The following is a 16,948-nucleotide window of genomic DNA, read 5'->3' on the forward strand; positions in this document are numbered from 1 at the left end:
TTCTGCGTGCCGATTTCGGTCGCGGTTCCAAACAAGGTGATCACGGATGCAGACGGCACAACGCATTTTAAGCGGTTATCGCCGCAGACGTTTAATAGTCTGCATTGGCTTAGCCGTTCTTGCATTGCTCCTGACCCTTAGCGCCCGCTACGCTTCAGAGCGTAAAGTCAATGAACAGCACACGCTGGGTTTTAATCAGCGTGTTATCACCACGCTTGAAAGTATTCTGATTCCTCTTGAGAAAGCGAATGAAGAAGTGATTCCGCTGGTCGGGATGAGTTGCCAGGCGGCGCAACTGAAAATGCGCGAGCACGCAGCCCGCCTGCAAACGGTGCGATCTATCGGGCTCATTAAGGATGATATTCTTTATTGCTCCAGTATCTTTGGTGCCCGCTCAGTGCCGGTTAACTTGCTTCAGCCACGGCTTCCCTCCGCACTTCCTCTGCTATTTCTTTCGATTGACCATTCATTGCTAAAAGGCACCCCTATTCTGTTGTCATGGACCCCTTCCCAAAACAGCAGCCATGATGGGGTGATGCAAATCATTAATATTGAATTGCTGACCGGGTTAATTCTTGAACCTGAACGCCCCTGGGTTTCGCGTGCAGTCCTGAATGTCTCAGATTCGCATCTCGAATATGGCAAGGGGCTATTGCAGAGAATTACCGTTGATGAGGGCCAGGTGACGCATGAAATGGCGTCCGACAGATTCGCATTTTCCGTCACCACTATTGGGCCATCGCCCGGGGCTCTGGCCTTAACCAATTTACCCACACAACTCCCACTGGCGCTGATTCTCAGTATGCTGATTGGTTACATCGCCTGGCTTGCGACGGCAAACCGCATGAGTTTTTCGTGGGAAATTAACCTCGGGCTGGCCTCACATGAATTCGAGGTTTTTTGCCAGCCGCTGGTGAGCGCGCGCAATCTACAATGTGTGGGCGTCGAACTGCTTTTGCGTTGGAACAATCCGCGCCAGGGGTGGATTTCCCCCGATGTGTTTATTCCCCTGGCCGAACAACAAAATCTGATTGCCCCGTTGACCCGTTACGTACTCGAAGAAACCGTTCGCCATCTGGATATTTTCCCCAAATCGCGTGATTTCCATATCGGGATAAACGTTGCAGCAAGCCACTTCCATGAAGGTGAGATTATTGCTGATTTGCGCCGTTACTGGTTCCCGGCACAGGCTCCGCAGAAGCTTACGCTGGAGCTAACAGAGCGTGACGCCTTGCCTGATGTCGATCATCGCGTGGTGCGGGATTTGCATCGCATGGGCGTAAATCTGGCAATTGATGATTTTGGTACCGGGCAAAGTTCGCTGGCGTATCTGGAAACACTGAATCCGAACGTGCTGAAAATTGATAAGTCGTTTACTGCGGCGATTGGGACAGATGCGGTGAACTCGACGGTAACCGACATTATTATTGCGCTGGCACAACGGCTGGGAATTGATCTGGTCGCGGAGGGAGTTGAAACGCCGCAGCAGGCAGAGTATTTGCGTAGCCACGGCGTGAATGTGCTGCAAGGTTATTTATTTGCGCGTCCAATGCCGCTGAGCGAATTTCCGCGCTGGCTGCGGGGAAGCACGCGCCCCCCGCGCCGTAAGCGCCACCCGGTTCCTGTGATCCCGCTACGCTAAATTACTCTTCTTCGTCTTCATGTTCCGAGCGTTCTTTTACCACACGAACCAAGTCCACGCGGTAATCGTTGGCTTCGATAATCTGGATGCGAAGCGGAGCTAACTCAATCATGTCGCCCACTTTCGGGATCTGACCATTCACTGAAATGACCAGCCCTGCAATGGAGGCAATATCTTCACTGTCGTTAACCAGCGTGTTGATGCCCAAGTGTTGCTGAATCGCATGCAGATCCGTTGATCCTTTGACTAACCAACCGTCGCCATCACGCACGATTTCGGGTGTTTCGTCAGCATCCGGGAATTCACCGGCAATCGCTTCGAGCACATCCAGTGGCGTAACCAGCCCCTGCACCACACCAAACTCATTGTTGACGATAACGAAGCTGCCGCGAGCACGGCGCAACACGCCCAGTAAGTTGATTGGGTCCAGTGTTTCCGGCACCACAATCGCCGGATATTGGGCCGCAATCGCCGCAACATCCCCACCATTTTCCAGTGCCACCAGCAACTCTTTAGCGCGCACGATACCGATAATTTCATCCAGCTCGCCACGGCAAACCGGGAACAGGCTGTGCGGCGACTCCAGCAATTGCTCGCGAATTTCAGCCTTCGATTTATCGGCATCAACCCAGGAGATTTCACCACGCGGCGTCATGATGCTGCGCAATGAACGAGAAGCCAGGGTCAACACACCGTTAATCATATAGCGCTCTTCTTCCGCAAAAGATTCCGCTTCAATTGGCGTGATAGTTTTGTTGTCTTCGTTCTGCGTACGCGCCTGGCGTTTGCCATTCATAAGACGCAAGATTGCATCAGCGGTACGCGCACGTAACGGCACGTTTGACTGATGACGGATAAAGTTACGGCGCGCAATCTGGTTGAAAAACTCGATGATTATCGAGAAACCAATCGCGGCATACAGGTAACCTTTTGGAATATGGAAACCGAAGCCTTCTGCAACAAGGCTCAGACCAATCATCAACAAGAAGCTCAGACACAGCACCACGACCGTCGGGTGTTGGTTAACAAAATTCGTTAACGGTTTGGATGCCATTAGCATCACACCCATCGCAATGACGACCGCAGCCATCATCACCGGCAGGTGGTTAACCATCCCGACCGCAGTAATAACCGCGTCGAGTGAAAACACCGCATCCAGCACAACAATCTGTAAAACCACAACCCAGAAACTGGCGTAACCTTTGCCATGCCCATCATCATGCTGGCGGTTTTCCAGCCGTTCATGCAGCTCGGTTGTCGCTTTGAACAACAAGAACAAGCCCCCGAATAGCATGATCAAATCACGCCCGGAGAACATCATTTCCCCAACGCTGAACAGCGGTTTGGTCAGCGTCACCATCCATGAAATTAACGACAACAAACCTAATCGCATGATCAAAGCAAGGGATAAACCGATAAGTCGGGCTTTATCACGTTGTTTTGGCGGAAGTTTGTCAGCAAGGATGGCAATAAAGACCAGGTTATCAATACCCAGCACTATTTCCAGCACAATCAGCGTCAGTAAACCCACCCATATCTGGGGATCCATTAAGAGTTCCATGACAAGCTCCTGCTTTGGGAATAACTCATCGGCATCGCGCGTAATGCGGACGCCCAGAGGCAAATTGAGGTATTAACGGGGCGTGAAACGCCAACATGAAGGACTGAGTTTTCAGACCTGAAATTGAAAAGACGTCGGTGACGGTCCATACGGTGGGCTACTGCCCTTTACTCCTTAGCAATTAAACGAGATGTAAACAATATCAGAGCAAAATACCCTTTTGCAAAGATTTACCTGATTTTGCAATTTTACTGTCATTGACCAGGGGCATAATTTGCTCTGCGAATCTTTATGTTTGTAGCAAAGCTAAATTACGGATCTTCATCACATAAAATATTTTTTTCACTGTCTAAAATAAATCCGTCTCAAGTTGCACATCTTTACTCATACCGTTATCTGAATCGATTCGCTTTTGATACGGATAATCTACAAAACACCCATTAAGGGTGTGGCTATACCAACACAGGAGGTAGCAAGTGACTATTGCTATTGTCATAGGCACGCATGGCTGGGCAGCAGAACAATTGCTGAAAACCGCTGAAATGCTATTGGGCGAACAAGAAAACGTTGGCTGGATAGATTTTGTTCCCGGCGAAAATGCCGAAACTTTAATCGAGAAGTACAACGCTCAACTGGCAAACCTGAACACCGACAAAGGTGTGCTGTTTCTCGTCGATACCTGGGGCGGTAGCCCGTTCAATGCGGCAAGCCGTATTGTCGTCGATAAAGAGCATTACGAGGTCGTAGCCGGGGTCAATATTCCGATGCTGGTTGAAACCTTAATGGCGCGTGATGATAACCCTTCGTTTGATGAATTAGTGGCGCTGGCAGTAGAAACAGGCCGTGAAGGGGTTAAGGCCCTGAAAGCAAAACCTGTTGAGAAAGCTGCACCTGTAGCCGCAGTGGCTGCTCCGAAAGCTGCAGCACCTCTTAAACCAATGGGTCCGAACGACTACATGAACATTGGTTTGGCACGAATTGATGACCGTTTGATTCATGGCCAGGTCGCTACCCGCTGGACCAAAGAAACCAACGTAACGCGTATCATTGTTGTCAGTGATGAAGTGGCTGCCGACACCGTGCGTAAAACACTGTTGACGCAAGTTGCGCCTCCTGGTGTAACTGCCCACGTGGTTGATGTCGCTAAAATGATCCGCGTGTGGAATAACCCGAAATATGCAGGCGACCGTGTGATGCTGTTGTTCACCAACCCAACCGACGTTGAACGCGTCGTAGAAGGTGGTGTGAATATTAAGTCAGTCAATATCGGTGGTATGGCGTTCCGTCAGGGGAAAACCCAGGTGAACAATGCGATTTCTGTCGATGAAAAAGATATCGAAGCCTTTAAGAAACTGAACGCGCGCGGCATTGAGCTCGAAGCACGTAAAGTTTCAACCGATCAAAAACTGAAAATGATGGATCTGATCGCGAAGGTGAAAAGCTAATTACCGATGTGATTTGCTTAATTCAACGTTTTGCTCAGTTTTCACACATAAGTCACACGTTTAAGGAGAAGTACAATGGAGATTACCACTCTTCAGATTGTGCTGGTGTTTGTCGTAGCCTGTATTGCCGGTATGGAGTCAGTGCTCGATGAATTTCAGTTCCACCGTCCGTTGGTCGCCTGTACCTTAATTGGTCTGGTATTGGGTGATATGAAAACCGGTATTATTATCGGTGGTACGCTTGAAATGATCGCGCTGGGTTGGATGAACATCGGTGCAGCGGTTGCCCCGGATGCGGCTCTTGCCTCCATCATCTCAACCATTCTGGTTATAGCCGGGCATCAGGGCATTGGTTCGGGTATCGCGCTGGCCATTCCTCTGGCAGCTGCAGGCCAGGTTCTGACCATTATCGTTCGTACTATTACCGTGGGCTTCCAGCACGCAGCAGATAAGGCCGCCGAAAACGGCAACTTGTCGGCACTCTCCTGGATTCACGTTTCCTCCCTGTTCTTGCAAGCAATGCGTATCGCAATTCCTGCCGTTATCGTCGCTGTTTCTGTCGGTACCAGCGAAGTGCAGAACATGCTGAATGCCATTCCTGAAGTGGTAACCAGCGGTCTGAACATCGCCGGTGGCATGATTGTTGTTGTGGGTTATGCGATGGTCATCAACATGATGCGCGCAGGCTACCTGATGCCGTTCTTCTATCTCGGCTTCGTCACCGCAGCGTTCACCAACTTCAACCTGGTTGCTCTGGGTGTGATTGGCGCAGTGATGGCAATCCTGTACATCCAGCTTAGCCCGAAATACAACCGTTCTGCGGCCCCGGCGCAGGTTGCTGGTTCTAACGATCTCGATAACGAATTAGATTAATAGGTGAGCGAAATGGTTGATACCACTAAAACAGTAACTACCGAGAAGAAGCTCACTCCGGGCGATATTCGTAGCGTGTTCTTGCGTTCAAACCTCTTCCAGGGGTCCTGGAACTTCGAACGTATGCAGGCGCTGGGCTTCTGCTTCTCCATGATCCCGGCGATTAAACGCCTGTATCCTGAGAATAACGATGCGCGCAAACAAGCGATTAAGCGTCACCTGGAATTCTTTAACACCCATCCCTATGTGGCTGCACCTGTATTAGGTGTAACACTGGCGATGGAAGAGCAACGTGCAAACGGTGCAGAAATCGACGATGGTGCCATTAACGGTATCAAAGTTGGTTTGATGGGGCCGCTAGCCGGTGTGGGTGACCCAATCTTCTGGGGTACAGTACGCCCAGTATTCGCCGCTTTGGGTGCCGGTATCGCGATGAGCGGTAGCCTGCTTGGACCACTGTTGTTCTTCATCCTGTTTAACGCCGTGCGTTTGCTCACCCGTTACTACGGCGTGGCTTACGGCTACCGTAAAGGTATCGATATCGTTAAGGATATGGGCGGCGGCTTCCTGCAAAAACTGACCGAGGGGGCGTCAATTCTCGGCCTGTTTGTCATGGGGGCGCTGGTTAACAAGTGGACGCACGTTAATATACCGCTGGTCGTATCGAAGATAACCGATCAGACCGGCGCGGTTAAAATAACCACCGTTCAGACTATCCTTGATCAGCTGATGCCAGGCCTCGTGCCGCTGCTGTTAACGTTTGCTTGTATGTGGCTGCTGCGTAAGAAAGTCAACGCGCTGTGGATCATCATGGGCTTCTTCGTTATCGGTATTGTCGGTTATGCTATCGGCCTGCTGGGTCTGTAATTGACTGTGTAAATTCAACCGGGGGCCTGCCCCCGGTTTTTTATTTTCTATCCCCGTAACAATGCATGGAGGTGTTATGACGTTAACAGATGTGGTTTTACTGGTATTTATTGTGCTGTTACTTGCCTGGGCGATTTATGATGAGTTCATCATGGATAAGCTCAAAGGCAAAACCCTGTTAAAAGTCCCCCTTCTGCGCCGCAACCGCATCGATGGAACCATTTTCTTCGGGTTAGTGACCATCCTCATCTACAACAACGTTACCGCAGGCGGCGCACCGGTTACCACTTGGTTATTATCTGCGCTGGCGCTCATCGCTATTTATATTGCCTGGATTAGACAACCCAAATTACTGTTTAAAACTGATGGTTTTTTCTTCGCAAACGTGTGGGTTTTATATTCCAGAATTAAAGAAATGAATTTATCTGAAGATGGTGTTCTGGTAATGCAATTAGAACAACGCCGTTTGCTTATCCGGGTGAAAAATATTGATGACCTGGAAAAAATTTATAAGCTAATGGTTACAACTCAATAAGTTACAAACATAGCAAAGTCTATATTCTTATATTTTTTGTACAATGGATAAAATATAGCCATGGCTATTTCGCACAATTAGTGTGCTCTTATTTTAACGGTTTGTTTACCTGTCAAAGTAAATGAAAATCGTTATCATTTAATGTTCCGGAATAATAGCTTTCAATTATTGTTTTATCTTTAAAGAATATGTTAAGGTTGCGCCCGTCGTTGGGGAGTAGCCGATTTTCGCGCTTGCGAAAATGTACATGTCAACATACTCGTTACTTGATGTAATCAAGACTTGTTAACTCAAGGAAAAAACGTGGCATGTACGACTCAAACACTGAGTAGGCGAGACCATAGGCACGTGACCATCGTTTAGTTGGGGATGGTTGACGTGTATATGGATATTCCCAACTGAGGTGTTGTAATGAATCTCTCCGCTACTATTATTCTCGCTTTTGGCATGTCGATGGATGCTTTTGCTGCATCAATCGGGAAAGGTGCCTCTCTCCATAAACCTAAGTTTTCCGAAGCGTTACGTACCGGACTTATCTTTGGCGTTGTCGAAACACTCACCCCACTGATTGGCTGGTGCCTTGGGCTTTTGGCAAGTCAGGTCGTTCTCGACTGGAACCATTGGGTGGCATTTGTTCTGTTGGTGTTCCTCGGTATCCGCATGGTTTATGAAGGGATTCGTGGCGACGATGGTGAAGAAGCACCGAAATTACAGCGCCATGGTTTCTGGTTATTAGTGACCACCGCGATCGCCACAAGCCTTGATGCTATGGCCGTGGGTGTTGGTCTTGCCTTCCTGCAAGTTAATATTATCGAAACCGCGCTGGCGATTGGTTGCGCGACGATGATCATGTCAACGCTGGGTATGATGCTGGGCCGGTTTATTGGCCCGCTGCTGGGTAAGCGCGCCGAAATCCTCGGCGGCGTGGTGTTAATTGGGATTGGCTGCCAGATTCTTTACAGCCATTTCAGTGCGTTAAGCTAAGAACTCACAAAACTTCGGTTTCGCGTCGCCAGACTCGAACCACAAAATCAGTTTCACAATTGAATGCCGTTTCAGCCGCCAGGGCTTGCCAGACTTCAGGGCGAGCACGCCAGGCAAACGGCGTCATCTGCAGCAACGCAACCACTTCATTTCCTTGTAACACCATCGGCCAGCCAATTTGCTGAGTTTGTTCAGCAACAAAACCCGGCAATAATTCGGACTCGGTACTGTGCAACACAATGTTGTCATAGATTAAGCCTTTCAGCTGCATCAAATGGCGTGGCCCAGGTGTGGCGGTAATCACGATGCCGCCAGGTTTTACGACTCGCGCTAACTCCTCAGCTTTACATGGTGCAAAAATACGTACCACTGCATCCATGCTGTTATCGTCAAACGGTAAACGGTGGCTGGAAGCGACACAAAACTGCACCTGCGGATAGCGTTTCGCCGCATAGCGAATGGCCACTTTCGCCACATCTAACCCCCAGGTCGTGCCGTTTTGCTGGGCGACAACCTGCTCAAAACCTGCGGTGTAGTACCCTTCCCCACAGCCAATATCCAATAGCGTGGCCGGAGCAGCCTGCGCTAATATCTGGCAAATAGTATCGCGTAATGGCTGATAATGGCCAGCATCAAGGAATGCCCTGCGCGCCTGCATCATCTCGCTGCTGTCGCCCGGATCTTTGGAACGTTTATGCTGAACGGGCAGCAAATTCACATATCCCTCTTTTGCCTTATCAAACTGGTGGCCTTGTGGGCAGACAAAACTCTTCCCTTGCGGGGCAAGCGGCGTATGACAAAGCGGACAAAGATAGGACATGGGGACTCCGGGCAAACATAAAGGCCGCAAGTGTACCGCTAAATACCCGTCTTCGAAAAGCCACTAACCTGCCGGGTTATCGAGAGCTGGCTTATTTAACACCGTCAAATTGGCATCCCCTGGCGGTAAACCATCAGGTTCGATATTTTCCAGGCGCAAAACGTCGCTCATAATCTGGCTAAATACCGGGGCCGAAACTGCCCCGCCATAGTAGGCGCCATTTTCAGGGTCATTAATCACCACCACCAGCGCAAAGCGCGGATTACTAGCGGGAGCAACGCCTGCGGTATAGGCAATGTATTTATCGATATATTTTCCGTCGTCACCAATCTTTTTGGCCGTACCGGTTTTCACCGCGACACGATACCCGCGAACAGCCGCTTTTATACCCCCGCCGCCAGGCAATGCCACACTTTCCATCATATGTTCAACTTGATGAGCAATGACTTCTGACATGACGCGTTGGCCGACAACGGGTGGATCCACGCGGGTTATCGAAAGCGGTCTGGAAATCCCGAAGCTGCCGATGGTGGCATAGACATGAGCGAGTTGCAGAGGCGTCACCATCAAGCCATAACCAAAGGAAAACGTGGCGCGATCCAGCTCTCCCCAGAATTTGCGGTGCGGCATCAGCCCGCTGCTTTCACCTGTCAGCCCCAGCCCTGTTGGGTCGCCGAAACCAAAGTTCTTATAGGTATCCAGCAGTTTTTGAATCGGCATGGCGAGTGACAAACGTGAAACACCTGTGTCGCTCGACTTTTGCAAAATACCCGTCAGCGTTAATTGCGGGTAATAGCCTACGTCGCGTATGCGATGGCCATCGATGGTATACGGATGGGTATCTACCACACTGTCGGGTTGAACAATACCCTGTTGTAATGCGGTCATCACCACCATGGGTTTTACAGTTGAACCCGGCTCAAAAGTGTCACTTATTGCGCGATTACGGAAATCGTTCAACGTGGCACCATCACGATTATTGGGGTTAAACGTCGGGCAACTCGCCATCGCCAGGACTTCGCCGGTATTCACATCCAGAATGACTGCTGCGGCCGACTCAGCTTTATTCCATGACACCGCATTACTCAGGGCATCTTCTGTCACCGTTTGCAGCCGCTCATCAATGCTTAACTGGATGTTGTGCGCAGGATTCGCCGGGTTCTCGGTAATATTTTCGATGACCTGACCGTGGCGGTCTTTGCGTACCAGCCTTTCGCCAGTTTTGCCTGTCAGCTGGCGGTTAAAGCTCTTTTCAATACCTTCGATTCCCTGATCGTCAATATTGGTGAAACCAAGCAAATTCGCCGCAACGTGCCCGGCCGGGTAAAAACGCCGAGATTCGTCACGCAAAGATATGCCCGGGAGCTTTAAGTTTTCGACGTATTGCGCTTGCTGAGGATCCAGTTGGCGTGCAAGGTAGATAAATCGGTCGCTAGGGTTACGTCTGATGTGAGCGGCGATATCATTGAGTGGTATATGTAATGTTGTTGCAAGTGCCTGCCAGCGGCTACTGACTTGTACCCCACCTTTTTCCATAACCGTTTTCGGATCAGCCCAAACAGCCTTTACCGGTACGCTTACGGCCAGTGGCCGGCCATTACGGTCTTCAATCATACCGCGTGGTACGACAATCGGTTCTTCACGTAGAGACCGCATGTCCTCCTGCTTCACCAGATTGTCAGGTGAGATGATTTGCAGCCACGCAACACGCCCCAGCAAAAACACCAGACACATGAAAATAGCGATGCAAAGCAGAGCAAAACGCCACTGAATAAAGTTACCCACGATTCCAGGGGCGATTTTTCTCACATCCAATCCTCAATAACGACTAAGCGATTGAAAATTTAAACATAATGGTGGAATTAACCAGACAGGAACAGTGCTACAAGATGCGCTGCTTTGCTACAAGACATAACTGCAAGAGGTTTCCAGAAACATTTAGAAAGATAATGCTTAGGTTTCAGACATGAAAAAGCCCCGCTACAAGAGCGGGGCTTTCATCAGAATTTGGCGTTATTCGCGCCAGGTCTAATTCAACGGAATTAGATAGCAGTTACGTTAACTGCTGCAGGGCCTTTCTGGCCGTCCTGGATTTCGAACTCAACGTTCTGGCCTTCAGCCAGAGTTTTGAAGCCGTTACCCTGGATTGCAGAGAAGTGTACGAACACATCTTTGCTGCCGTCAGCAGGAGTAATGAAGCCAAAACCTTTAGACTCGTTGAACCACTTAACTTGACCTTTAATCTTTGCCATTTTGCAAAATTCCTTAGATTGTTTTCTTCGCCCGCAGGCATAACTTAGCTAAAACAGAGACATTACTGCATGAGGCACTAATATAAGGCTCGGCAGAGAAGCGGTATTCAACGACAACGTGTTTACTCAGGACTTCTTTACTGAAAATGCCACACATAAACAGAACTGTACCTCGTTTAACCCAACGTGTTATCACATACAACGCAATCAATGGCAAGCCATTTTTCGGTGTGTATCGATCTGCCGCACAAATTCAGAAATCACTATTGTTCATGAAAATGAAATGCACAAAATGTGCATAGATTAACAACGAACAAACATGATTCCGTGCATTCATCTGACGACCGCAGACAACGTTTTTACCATAGCCCAAAGATATCTTTTCGTCCAGGCGAAGTGTGAAAAAGTCGACATATCAGACATTATGCTTATGATTTTTTTAGCATAGCTATTCAAAAAATGAACAATGTATTGCTGCTAACATTCGAGTAAAACAGGCAATTGAAATACAGGAAATCAGAGGGTGAATAAAGCTTGAGCAATTAACTGTTTATATTGCACCAAAATAATGAAAGCCAGATGACAGATTGCTTCATAAAGAGGCAATAAAAACGTTTCGCTATATTTGAAATGTAATAAAGTAACTAAAAGCGATCCCGGAATAATGCGTTAACTTTATTGGGTACTCTTTCAGGGGGTAATTTTAAATAAGGGCAAACTTTGACCAATGCGCAGCGGTGAAAAGAGAGCATCACTCTCCCCTGCTTCATTTAGTGCAGCAAGCAACTCTTGCGGTGGCATATCCAACGATTCATCGGCTAATTCAAAGACACCCCAATGAATGGGAATCGTAAGAGGTTTCCCCAACTGACACCAAAGTTGTACCGCCTGTTGCGGATCCATGTGATGGCTGTTCATAAACCAACGCGGTGAGTAGGCTCCGATGGGGATCAGCGCCACATCCAGTGCACCTCTTTGCAAAGCAATATCGGCGAGCCCTGCGGTATAACCGGTGTCACCGCTAAACCATATTCTCAGATCCAAGCTTTCGATTATCCATCCACACCATAAACTACGGTTACGATCCCAGAACGAACGCATGCTCCAGTGTTGCGCGGGCACAGCGGTTAAGATCATACCCTGCCAGCTAAAACTTTGCCCCCAGTCAAGCTCAGTCACATGCCGGATCCCCCGGCGTGTAAACCAGCGCTTTAAGCCCAATGGGACAAAGAAATGAGTATTGGGGAAGTGACGAGCAATCTGACGAACAGTTGAGCTGTCCAGATGGTCGTAATGATTATGGGAAATCAGAACCGCATCGAGTTGATGCAATTCATTGATGCGTAAAGGCGTGGGCGTTTTACGTTGCGGACCGGCAAATGACAAGGGTGATGCGCGCCGGGAAAAAACGGGGTCGGTCAGTAAATACAGACCATTAATACGCAACAGTGCAGCGGCATGGCCCAGCCACCACAGACGGTCGTCTTGCCCTGTGAGTTCTGCCTTCTGCCACCATTGGTCGATGAAAGCGGCATAACCCACAGCCGGTGGATGTGGCAGGCCCTGAGCTTTGCGCTCTTTGCGCCAACGTTCTACATCACCCGGTTTTCGTAAGTGTGGTTCCAGATTACGAAAACCATCGATTTGATGATGCGATTTTAAGGGGTCAAACCAGGGATTTTTCCACCGCATGGCCACTCCCCAAAGGTTGAATCAGGATTAACGTTCCGCAACCAGACGGCTAAAATCGTCCTCTACCTCTTCTGCTTTCTTAATCTCTACAGATTCTTCCTTAACGGCTTCTGGTTCGTTTGCTTCGCATAAGCGACGCAACAGAGCGTTTTGTCGCTTTTGCTGATCGAGCAACTCTTCGAGCAGCTCGATCTGGTCGTTCGTGCGGCTACTTGCACGGTTAACAAAGAACCACATTACGAGGCCGATGACCAGCACCACCAGGGAAACTGTCAGGGACACGATATTTAACGCGCCAACACTTAATTCGTTCATCTTACCACCTCAGCAAAACGCGCTATTCTACACCTGCCGGGCCTTTAGGTAATCACTATCTGGATAAAAACACACTACCAGGGAATAAATTTGTTAATTGTGCAGATGCCGCTGAAAAATTGTACATCCTGATCGCACATCACGTTGACCATTTGGGTCCAAAGCAATAGACAGATGCAAAAAACCGCAACCAAAATGAGCCATCTGTACTTTCTCACTACTTTCTCCAACTTTTACCCGGTAAATGTTAAGTCTGGCATAGACAGCCTAAACCGCACATAACTCGTTCGCATACTATTTAAGAATCATCATATTGATACTACAAGGCAATCCGCTACGCTTAGAACACTAATTACTTAATAATAAGAGGTACCTATGCGTATTGTGATCCGCACTATTATTGTAATAGCGCTGTTGTGGATCGGTTTACTCCTCTCCGGGTACGGGGTTTTGATTGGGAGTCATGAGAATGCGGCTGGTATGGGGCTACAATGCAAATATCTCACTGCACGTAATGTAACCACTGCACAATTTATTCATACTAATAGCGGGATTATCGGCCTTAGCGATTGCCCTGTATTGCGTAAAAGTGACAAAGTCATCGACGATGGAATGTAGATAATTGACTATAAAAAAACGCCGCTAAATAGCGGCGTTCTTTATTTCATTAGAATGGGTATTCGTGATAACCCATTTGTTCAGAAATAGTACGCGCAGCATCGTGAAGCATCGCCACATATTCATGGAGTCTATCTTCAGAAAAACGCAGTGTCGGGAATGAAATACTCAAACCGGCAATAACGACACCAAAGCGGTCGAATACAGGTACGCCGATGCAACGCAAACCTTCTTCCTGCTCCTGGTTATCTTCGCCATAACCTTGTTCACGCACGGTATCCAGAACATCCAACAATTCGTCAGTGCTCATAATTGTGCGTTCAGTGCTGCGGTTGTATTCAACATCAGCAAGAATTTCACGGACTTCATTACGATCACGCCATGCCAGCAATACTTTACCGATAGCGGTGCTATACAACGGGTTACGACGCCCAATGCGCGAGTACATGCGCAGGTTGTACATTGAGTCAATTTTATGGATATAGACAATGCTGTCTTCATCCAACGCACCCAAGTGGATCGTTTCTTTCGTCAGACGCGAAAGCTCACGCATCTGGATGTCTGCACTACGAATCAAATCAACGTTTTGCAACGCACGCGCGCCAAGTTCAAACAGCTTCAGCGTCAGCGAATACTTTTCAGATTCGCCTTCCTGAGCAACATAACCCAGGGATTTCATAGTCTGCAAAAAGCGATAGACGGTGCTTTTTGACATCATTACGCGTTGCGATAACTCAGTAATACCAATTTCGCGTTCTTCGCCAAGCGCCTGTAAAATGCCAAAAACTTTCAGGACAGAAGAGACAGAATCAGGTTGTTTATCCAGATCTGCGATAGCCATTAAATCACCTCGATCGCATTTGTTTTATAAAAATCAGAACCGGTTTTTAGTATAAGTTGACTACCATGTCATCGCAATGAATCTATTCTATTTCGTTACAAATCTGCGACATATCCCTTAAATTTAGTGCTATTATTATTGCTCTTCGAATAAATTACCCATGAAGTCAAATTTCCCTTATGGATAAAACCCTTTCTGACGGGCTGCCGTTGCCGCAGCGCTATGGTGCTATTTTGGCCATCGCGCTGGGAATTACGATGGCGGTTCTCGATGGCGTCATCGCAAATGTAGCCCTTCCAACTATTGCCCGTGAGCTCAATGCAAGCCCCGCCGAGTCCATCTGGATTGTTAACAGTTACCAAATCGCGATAATTATTTCGTTACTGTCGATGTCATTCCTGGGCGATATTTTCGGCTATCGCCGGGTATATCAGTGCGGATTGGTGCTGTTCTGCATGACATCACTATTCTGCGCACTCTCTGATTCGTTATCAATGCTGACGTTTGCGCGCGTGTTACAGGGTTTTGGCGGCGCTGCATTAATGAGCGTAAATACAGCGCTTATCCGGCTTATTTATCCGCAGAAATATCTTGGCCGTGGGATGGGAATTAACTCATTTATTGTTGCCGTTTCGTCAGCCGCAGGGCCAACCATTGCCGCCGCGATCCTTTCTGTTGCTTCGTGGAAATGGCTATTTTTAATTAACGTTCCGATTGGCATTGTCGCGCTGTTGTTGGCCATTCGTTTTCTGCCCGCCAATCAGCAGAAATCACAAGGCCAGCGCTTTGATATCCCAAGCGCCATCATGAACGCATTAACGTTCGGCTTATTGATCTCGGCTATTAGTGGCTTTGCTCAGGGTCAGTCTGGCTGGCTTATTCTCTGCGAACTGGTCGCGTTACTGGTCATCGGTTTCTTCTTTATTCGCCGCCAGTTGAAACTGCCCTTCCCGTTATTACCCGTCGATTTACTGCGTATTCCGGTATTCTCGTTATCCATGGGCACATCCGTCTGCTCTTTTGCCGCCCAAATGTTAGCGATGGTTTCACTCCCCTTCTTCCTGCAATCCACATTAGGGCGCAGCGAAGTCGAAACGGGCCTGCTGCTGACGCCGTGGCCCATCGCGACGATGATAATGGCCCCTATCGCTGGCCATTTAATTGAGCGCGTTCATGCGGGGCTGTTGGGTGGAATTGGGCTGGCGGTAATGGCGTGTGGGTTATTTGCATTGGCACTGTTGCCGCACAACCCGACAGATGTGGATATTATCTGGCGCATGCTGCTTTGCGGGGCCGGTTTTGGCCTGTTCCAGTCGCCAAACAACCACACCATTATTTCGTCAGCGCCGCGCAACCGTAGCGGTGGCGCGAGCGGCATGTTAGGCACAGCAAGGTTGCTGGGCCAGAGTTGCGGTGCGGCCCTGGTTGCGCTGATGTTTAACCTCTTCACGACTCACGGGACGCATGCTTCGCTATTACTGGCGGGCAGTTTTGCGACTGTTGCCGCAATTGTCAGCAGCTTAAGAATGTCACAACCCACGTCTTCGCAGGCATAAAAAAAGCGTGCCAGCGATGGCACGCTTTTTTACTACGTTTTACGACTACTTCAGGTATTCACCGTTACGCAGAGCTTCAATACGCTTGTCCAAAGGTGGGTGAGTCATGAACAGTTCGCTCATAGACTTCGCCTTGCCGTTGATACAAAACGCCATCATGCTGCTGGCTTCTTGTGGCTCATAGCTGGTTTTCAGACGCTGCAATGCGGCGATCATTTTTTCACGACCGACCAATTTTGCAGAACCCGCATCAGCGTGGAATTCACGATGACGTGAGAACCACATGGTGATGATGCTCGCCAGAATACCAAACACCAGCTCCAGCACTGTCGCAATGGCAAAATAGACAAACGGGTTGCCGTTATTGCTCTCACCCTCATCCCGGTTACCAGACAAGAAGCCAGAAGCGACCTGCGCGATAATACGAGAAATAAAGATAACGAAGGTGTTCACCACACCCTGAATCAGCGTCATGGTAACCATGTCGCCATTCGCAATATGGCTGATTTCGTGAGCAATTACCGCTTCTGCTTCATCACGGCTCATGTTCTGCAGAAGACCGGTGCTAACCGCAACAAGCGATGCATTTCGACGTGCGCCAGTGGCAAACGCGTTGATATCCGGCGCATGGTAAATTGCCACCTGCGGCATAGCGATACCCGCCTGCTGTGACTGCTGACGTACAGTGTCCATCAGCCAGCGCTCAGTTTCGTTACGCGGCTGCTCAATCACTTCCCCGCCCACTGAACGCAATGCCATCCATTTGGACATCATTAATGAGATGATTGAACCACCAAAGCCAAACAACACCGCCATGATCATCAGACCCTGCACGCTGCTCGACTGGATCCCCGTCAGGCTTAGCACGAGCCCGAAAACGACCATGACTGCAAGGTTGGTCAACAGGAAAAGCCCGATTCGCATCATAATTTTCTTTTTACCTCGGT

The 16,948-nt window shown here is 48.9% G+C and carries 18 protein-coding genes; 8 read left to right on the top strand and 10 right to left on the bottom strand.

The genetic code is table 11. The features are described 5' to 3' along the window. The first annotated feature begins 46 nt into the window (after nt 1–46). Nucleotides 47–1,642, top strand: a complete 1,596-nt coding sequence (locus M975_RS09785; protein ID WP_064559025.1) for an EAL domain-containing protein — start codon at nt 47–49, stop codon at nt 1,640–1,642. A 1-nt stretch (nt 1,643) separates the two neighbouring features. On the opposite strand, the gene yoaE is transcribed toward M975_RS09785, so the two are convergent. Next, the gene (yoaE, locus tag M975_RS09790) at nt 1,644–3,203 is read right to left on the bottom strand and encodes a CNNM family cation transport protein YoaE (protein WP_064559026.1); all 1,560 of its coding nucleotides are present in this window, start codon (nt 3,201–3,203) and stop codon (nt 1,644–1,646) included. Between the two features lie 476 nt (nt 3,204–3,679). Here yoaE and manX point away from each other — a divergent pair, with 476 nt between their 5' ends. From manX to mntP, 5 genes are all read left to right on the top strand, one after another. Further along, nucleotides 3,680–4,648 (top strand): PTS mannose transporter subunit IIAB, encoded by a 969-nt coding sequence (gene manX / locus M975_RS09795; protein ID WP_064559027.1) that lies wholly within the window; start codon nt 3,680–3,682, stop codon nt 4,646–4,648. A 75-nt stretch (nt 4,649–4,723) separates the two neighbouring features. Further along, complete coding sequence (locus M975_RS09800; protein ID WP_064559028.1) at nt 4,724–5,521, top strand: PTS mannose/fructose/sorbose transporter subunit IIC; 798 nt, start codon at nt 4,724–4,726, stop codon at nt 5,519–5,521. Nucleotides 5,522–5,533: 12 nt separating this feature from the next. Beyond that, nucleotides 5,534–6,388 carry a PTS mannose transporter subunit IID gene (locus M975_RS09805; RefSeq protein ID WP_064559029.1) on the top strand — a complete coding sequence of 285 codons (855 nt, stop codon included), beginning with the start codon at nt 5,534–5,536 and terminating at the stop codon, nt 6,386–6,388. Between the two features lie 76 nt (nt 6,389–6,464). After that, a complete protein-coding gene (locus M975_RS09810; RefSeq protein ID WP_064559030.1) occupies nt 6,465–6,923 on the top strand; it encodes a DUF986 family protein in 459 nt (152 codons plus the stop codon). A gap of 411 nt (nt 6,924–7,334) precedes the next feature. Beyond that, nucleotides 7,335–7,907, top strand: a complete 573-nt coding sequence (gene mntP, locus M975_RS09815; RefSeq protein ID WP_064559031.1) for a manganese efflux pump MntP — start codon at nt 7,335–7,337, stop codon at nt 7,905–7,907. Nucleotides 7,908–7,911: 4 nt separating this feature from the next. Here mntP and rlmA read toward each other — a convergent pair whose 3' ends face one another. From rlmA to mgrB, 7 genes are all read right to left on the bottom strand, one after another. After that, the gene (rlmA, locus tag M975_RS09820; protein WP_064559032.1) at nt 7,912–8,727 is read right to left on the bottom strand and encodes a 23S rRNA (guanine(745)-N(1))-methyltransferase; all 816 of its coding nucleotides are present in this window, start codon (nt 8,725–8,727) and stop codon (nt 7,912–7,914) included. 63 nt (nt 8,728–8,790) lie between these two features. Further along, the gene (gene ftsI / locus M975_RS09825; protein WP_064559033.1) at nt 8,791–10,536 is read right to left on the bottom strand and encodes a peptidoglycan glycosyltransferase FtsI; all 1,746 of its coding nucleotides are present in this window, start codon (nt 10,534–10,536) and stop codon (nt 8,791–8,793) included. 233 nt (nt 10,537–10,769) lie between these two features. Then, nucleotides 10,770–10,979: a transcription antiterminator/RNA stability regulator CspE gene (gene cspE, locus M975_RS09830; protein ID WP_001062678.1), complete on the bottom strand. Its 210-nt coding sequence runs from the start codon at nt 10,977–10,979 to the stop codon at nt 10,770–10,772. Nucleotides 10,980–10,992: 13 nt separating this feature from the next. Beyond that, entirely contained in the window at nt 10,993–11,136 is a 144-nt protein-coding gene (locus M975_RS22330) for a DUF2627 domain-containing protein (RefSeq protein WP_072009398.1), read from the bottom strand. A 533-nt stretch (nt 11,137–11,669) separates the two neighbouring features. After that, nucleotides 11,670–12,671: an MBL fold metallo-hydrolase gene (locus tag M975_RS09835; RefSeq protein ID WP_064559034.1), complete on the bottom strand. Its 1,002-nt coding sequence runs from the start codon at nt 12,669–12,671 to the stop codon at nt 11,670–11,672. 27 nt (nt 12,672–12,698) lie between these two features. Continuing rightward, nucleotides 12,699–12,986 (bottom strand): YebO family protein, encoded by a 288-nt coding sequence (locus tag M975_RS09840; protein ID WP_064559035.1) that lies wholly within the window; start codon nt 12,984–12,986, stop codon nt 12,699–12,701. Between the two features lie 74 nt (nt 12,987–13,060). Then, nucleotides 13,061–13,204 carry a PhoP/PhoQ regulatory lipoprotein MgrB gene (mgrB, locus tag M975_RS22340; RefSeq protein WP_074388352.1) on the bottom strand — a complete coding sequence of 48 codons (144 nt, stop codon included), beginning with the start codon at nt 13,202–13,204 and terminating at the stop codon, nt 13,061–13,063. Between the two features lie 157 nt (nt 13,205–13,361). Here mgrB and M975_RS09845 point away from each other — a divergent pair, with 157 nt between their 5' ends. Further along, a complete protein-coding gene (locus tag M975_RS09845) occupies nt 13,362–13,604 on the top strand; it encodes a YobH family protein (RefSeq protein WP_064559036.1) in 243 nt (80 codons plus the stop codon). A 49-nt stretch (nt 13,605–13,653) separates the two neighbouring features. On the opposite strand, the gene kdgR is transcribed toward M975_RS09845, so the two are convergent. Further along, nucleotides 13,654–14,445, bottom strand: coding sequence for a DNA-binding transcriptional regulator KdgR (kdgR, locus tag M975_RS09850; RefSeq protein WP_034455177.1), 792 nt, complete (start codon nt 14,443–14,445; stop codon nt 13,654–13,656). A gap of 179 nt (nt 14,446–14,624) precedes the next feature. Here kdgR and M975_RS09855 point away from each other — a divergent pair, with 179 nt between their 5' ends. After that, nucleotides 14,625–16,001, top strand: coding sequence for an MFS transporter (locus M975_RS09855; RefSeq protein WP_064559037.1), 1,377 nt, complete (start codon nt 14,625–14,627; stop codon nt 15,999–16,001). A gap of 45 nt (nt 16,002–16,046) precedes the next feature. Here the strand turns inward: M975_RS09855 and htpX are convergent, their stop codons facing one another. Beyond that, the gene (gene htpX, locus M975_RS09860) at nt 16,047–16,928 is read right to left on the bottom strand and encodes a protease HtpX (protein ID WP_064559198.1); all 882 of its coding nucleotides are present in this window, start codon (nt 16,926–16,928) and stop codon (nt 16,047–16,049) included. Between the last annotated feature and the right edge of the window lie 20 nt (nt 16,929–16,948).

Origin of the sequence: Buttiauxella brennerae ATCC 51605 (assembly GCF_001654925.1) — a bacterium.
Lineage (GTDB): Bacteria > Pseudomonadota > Gammaproteobacteria > Enterobacterales > Enterobacteriaceae > Buttiauxella > Buttiauxella brennerae.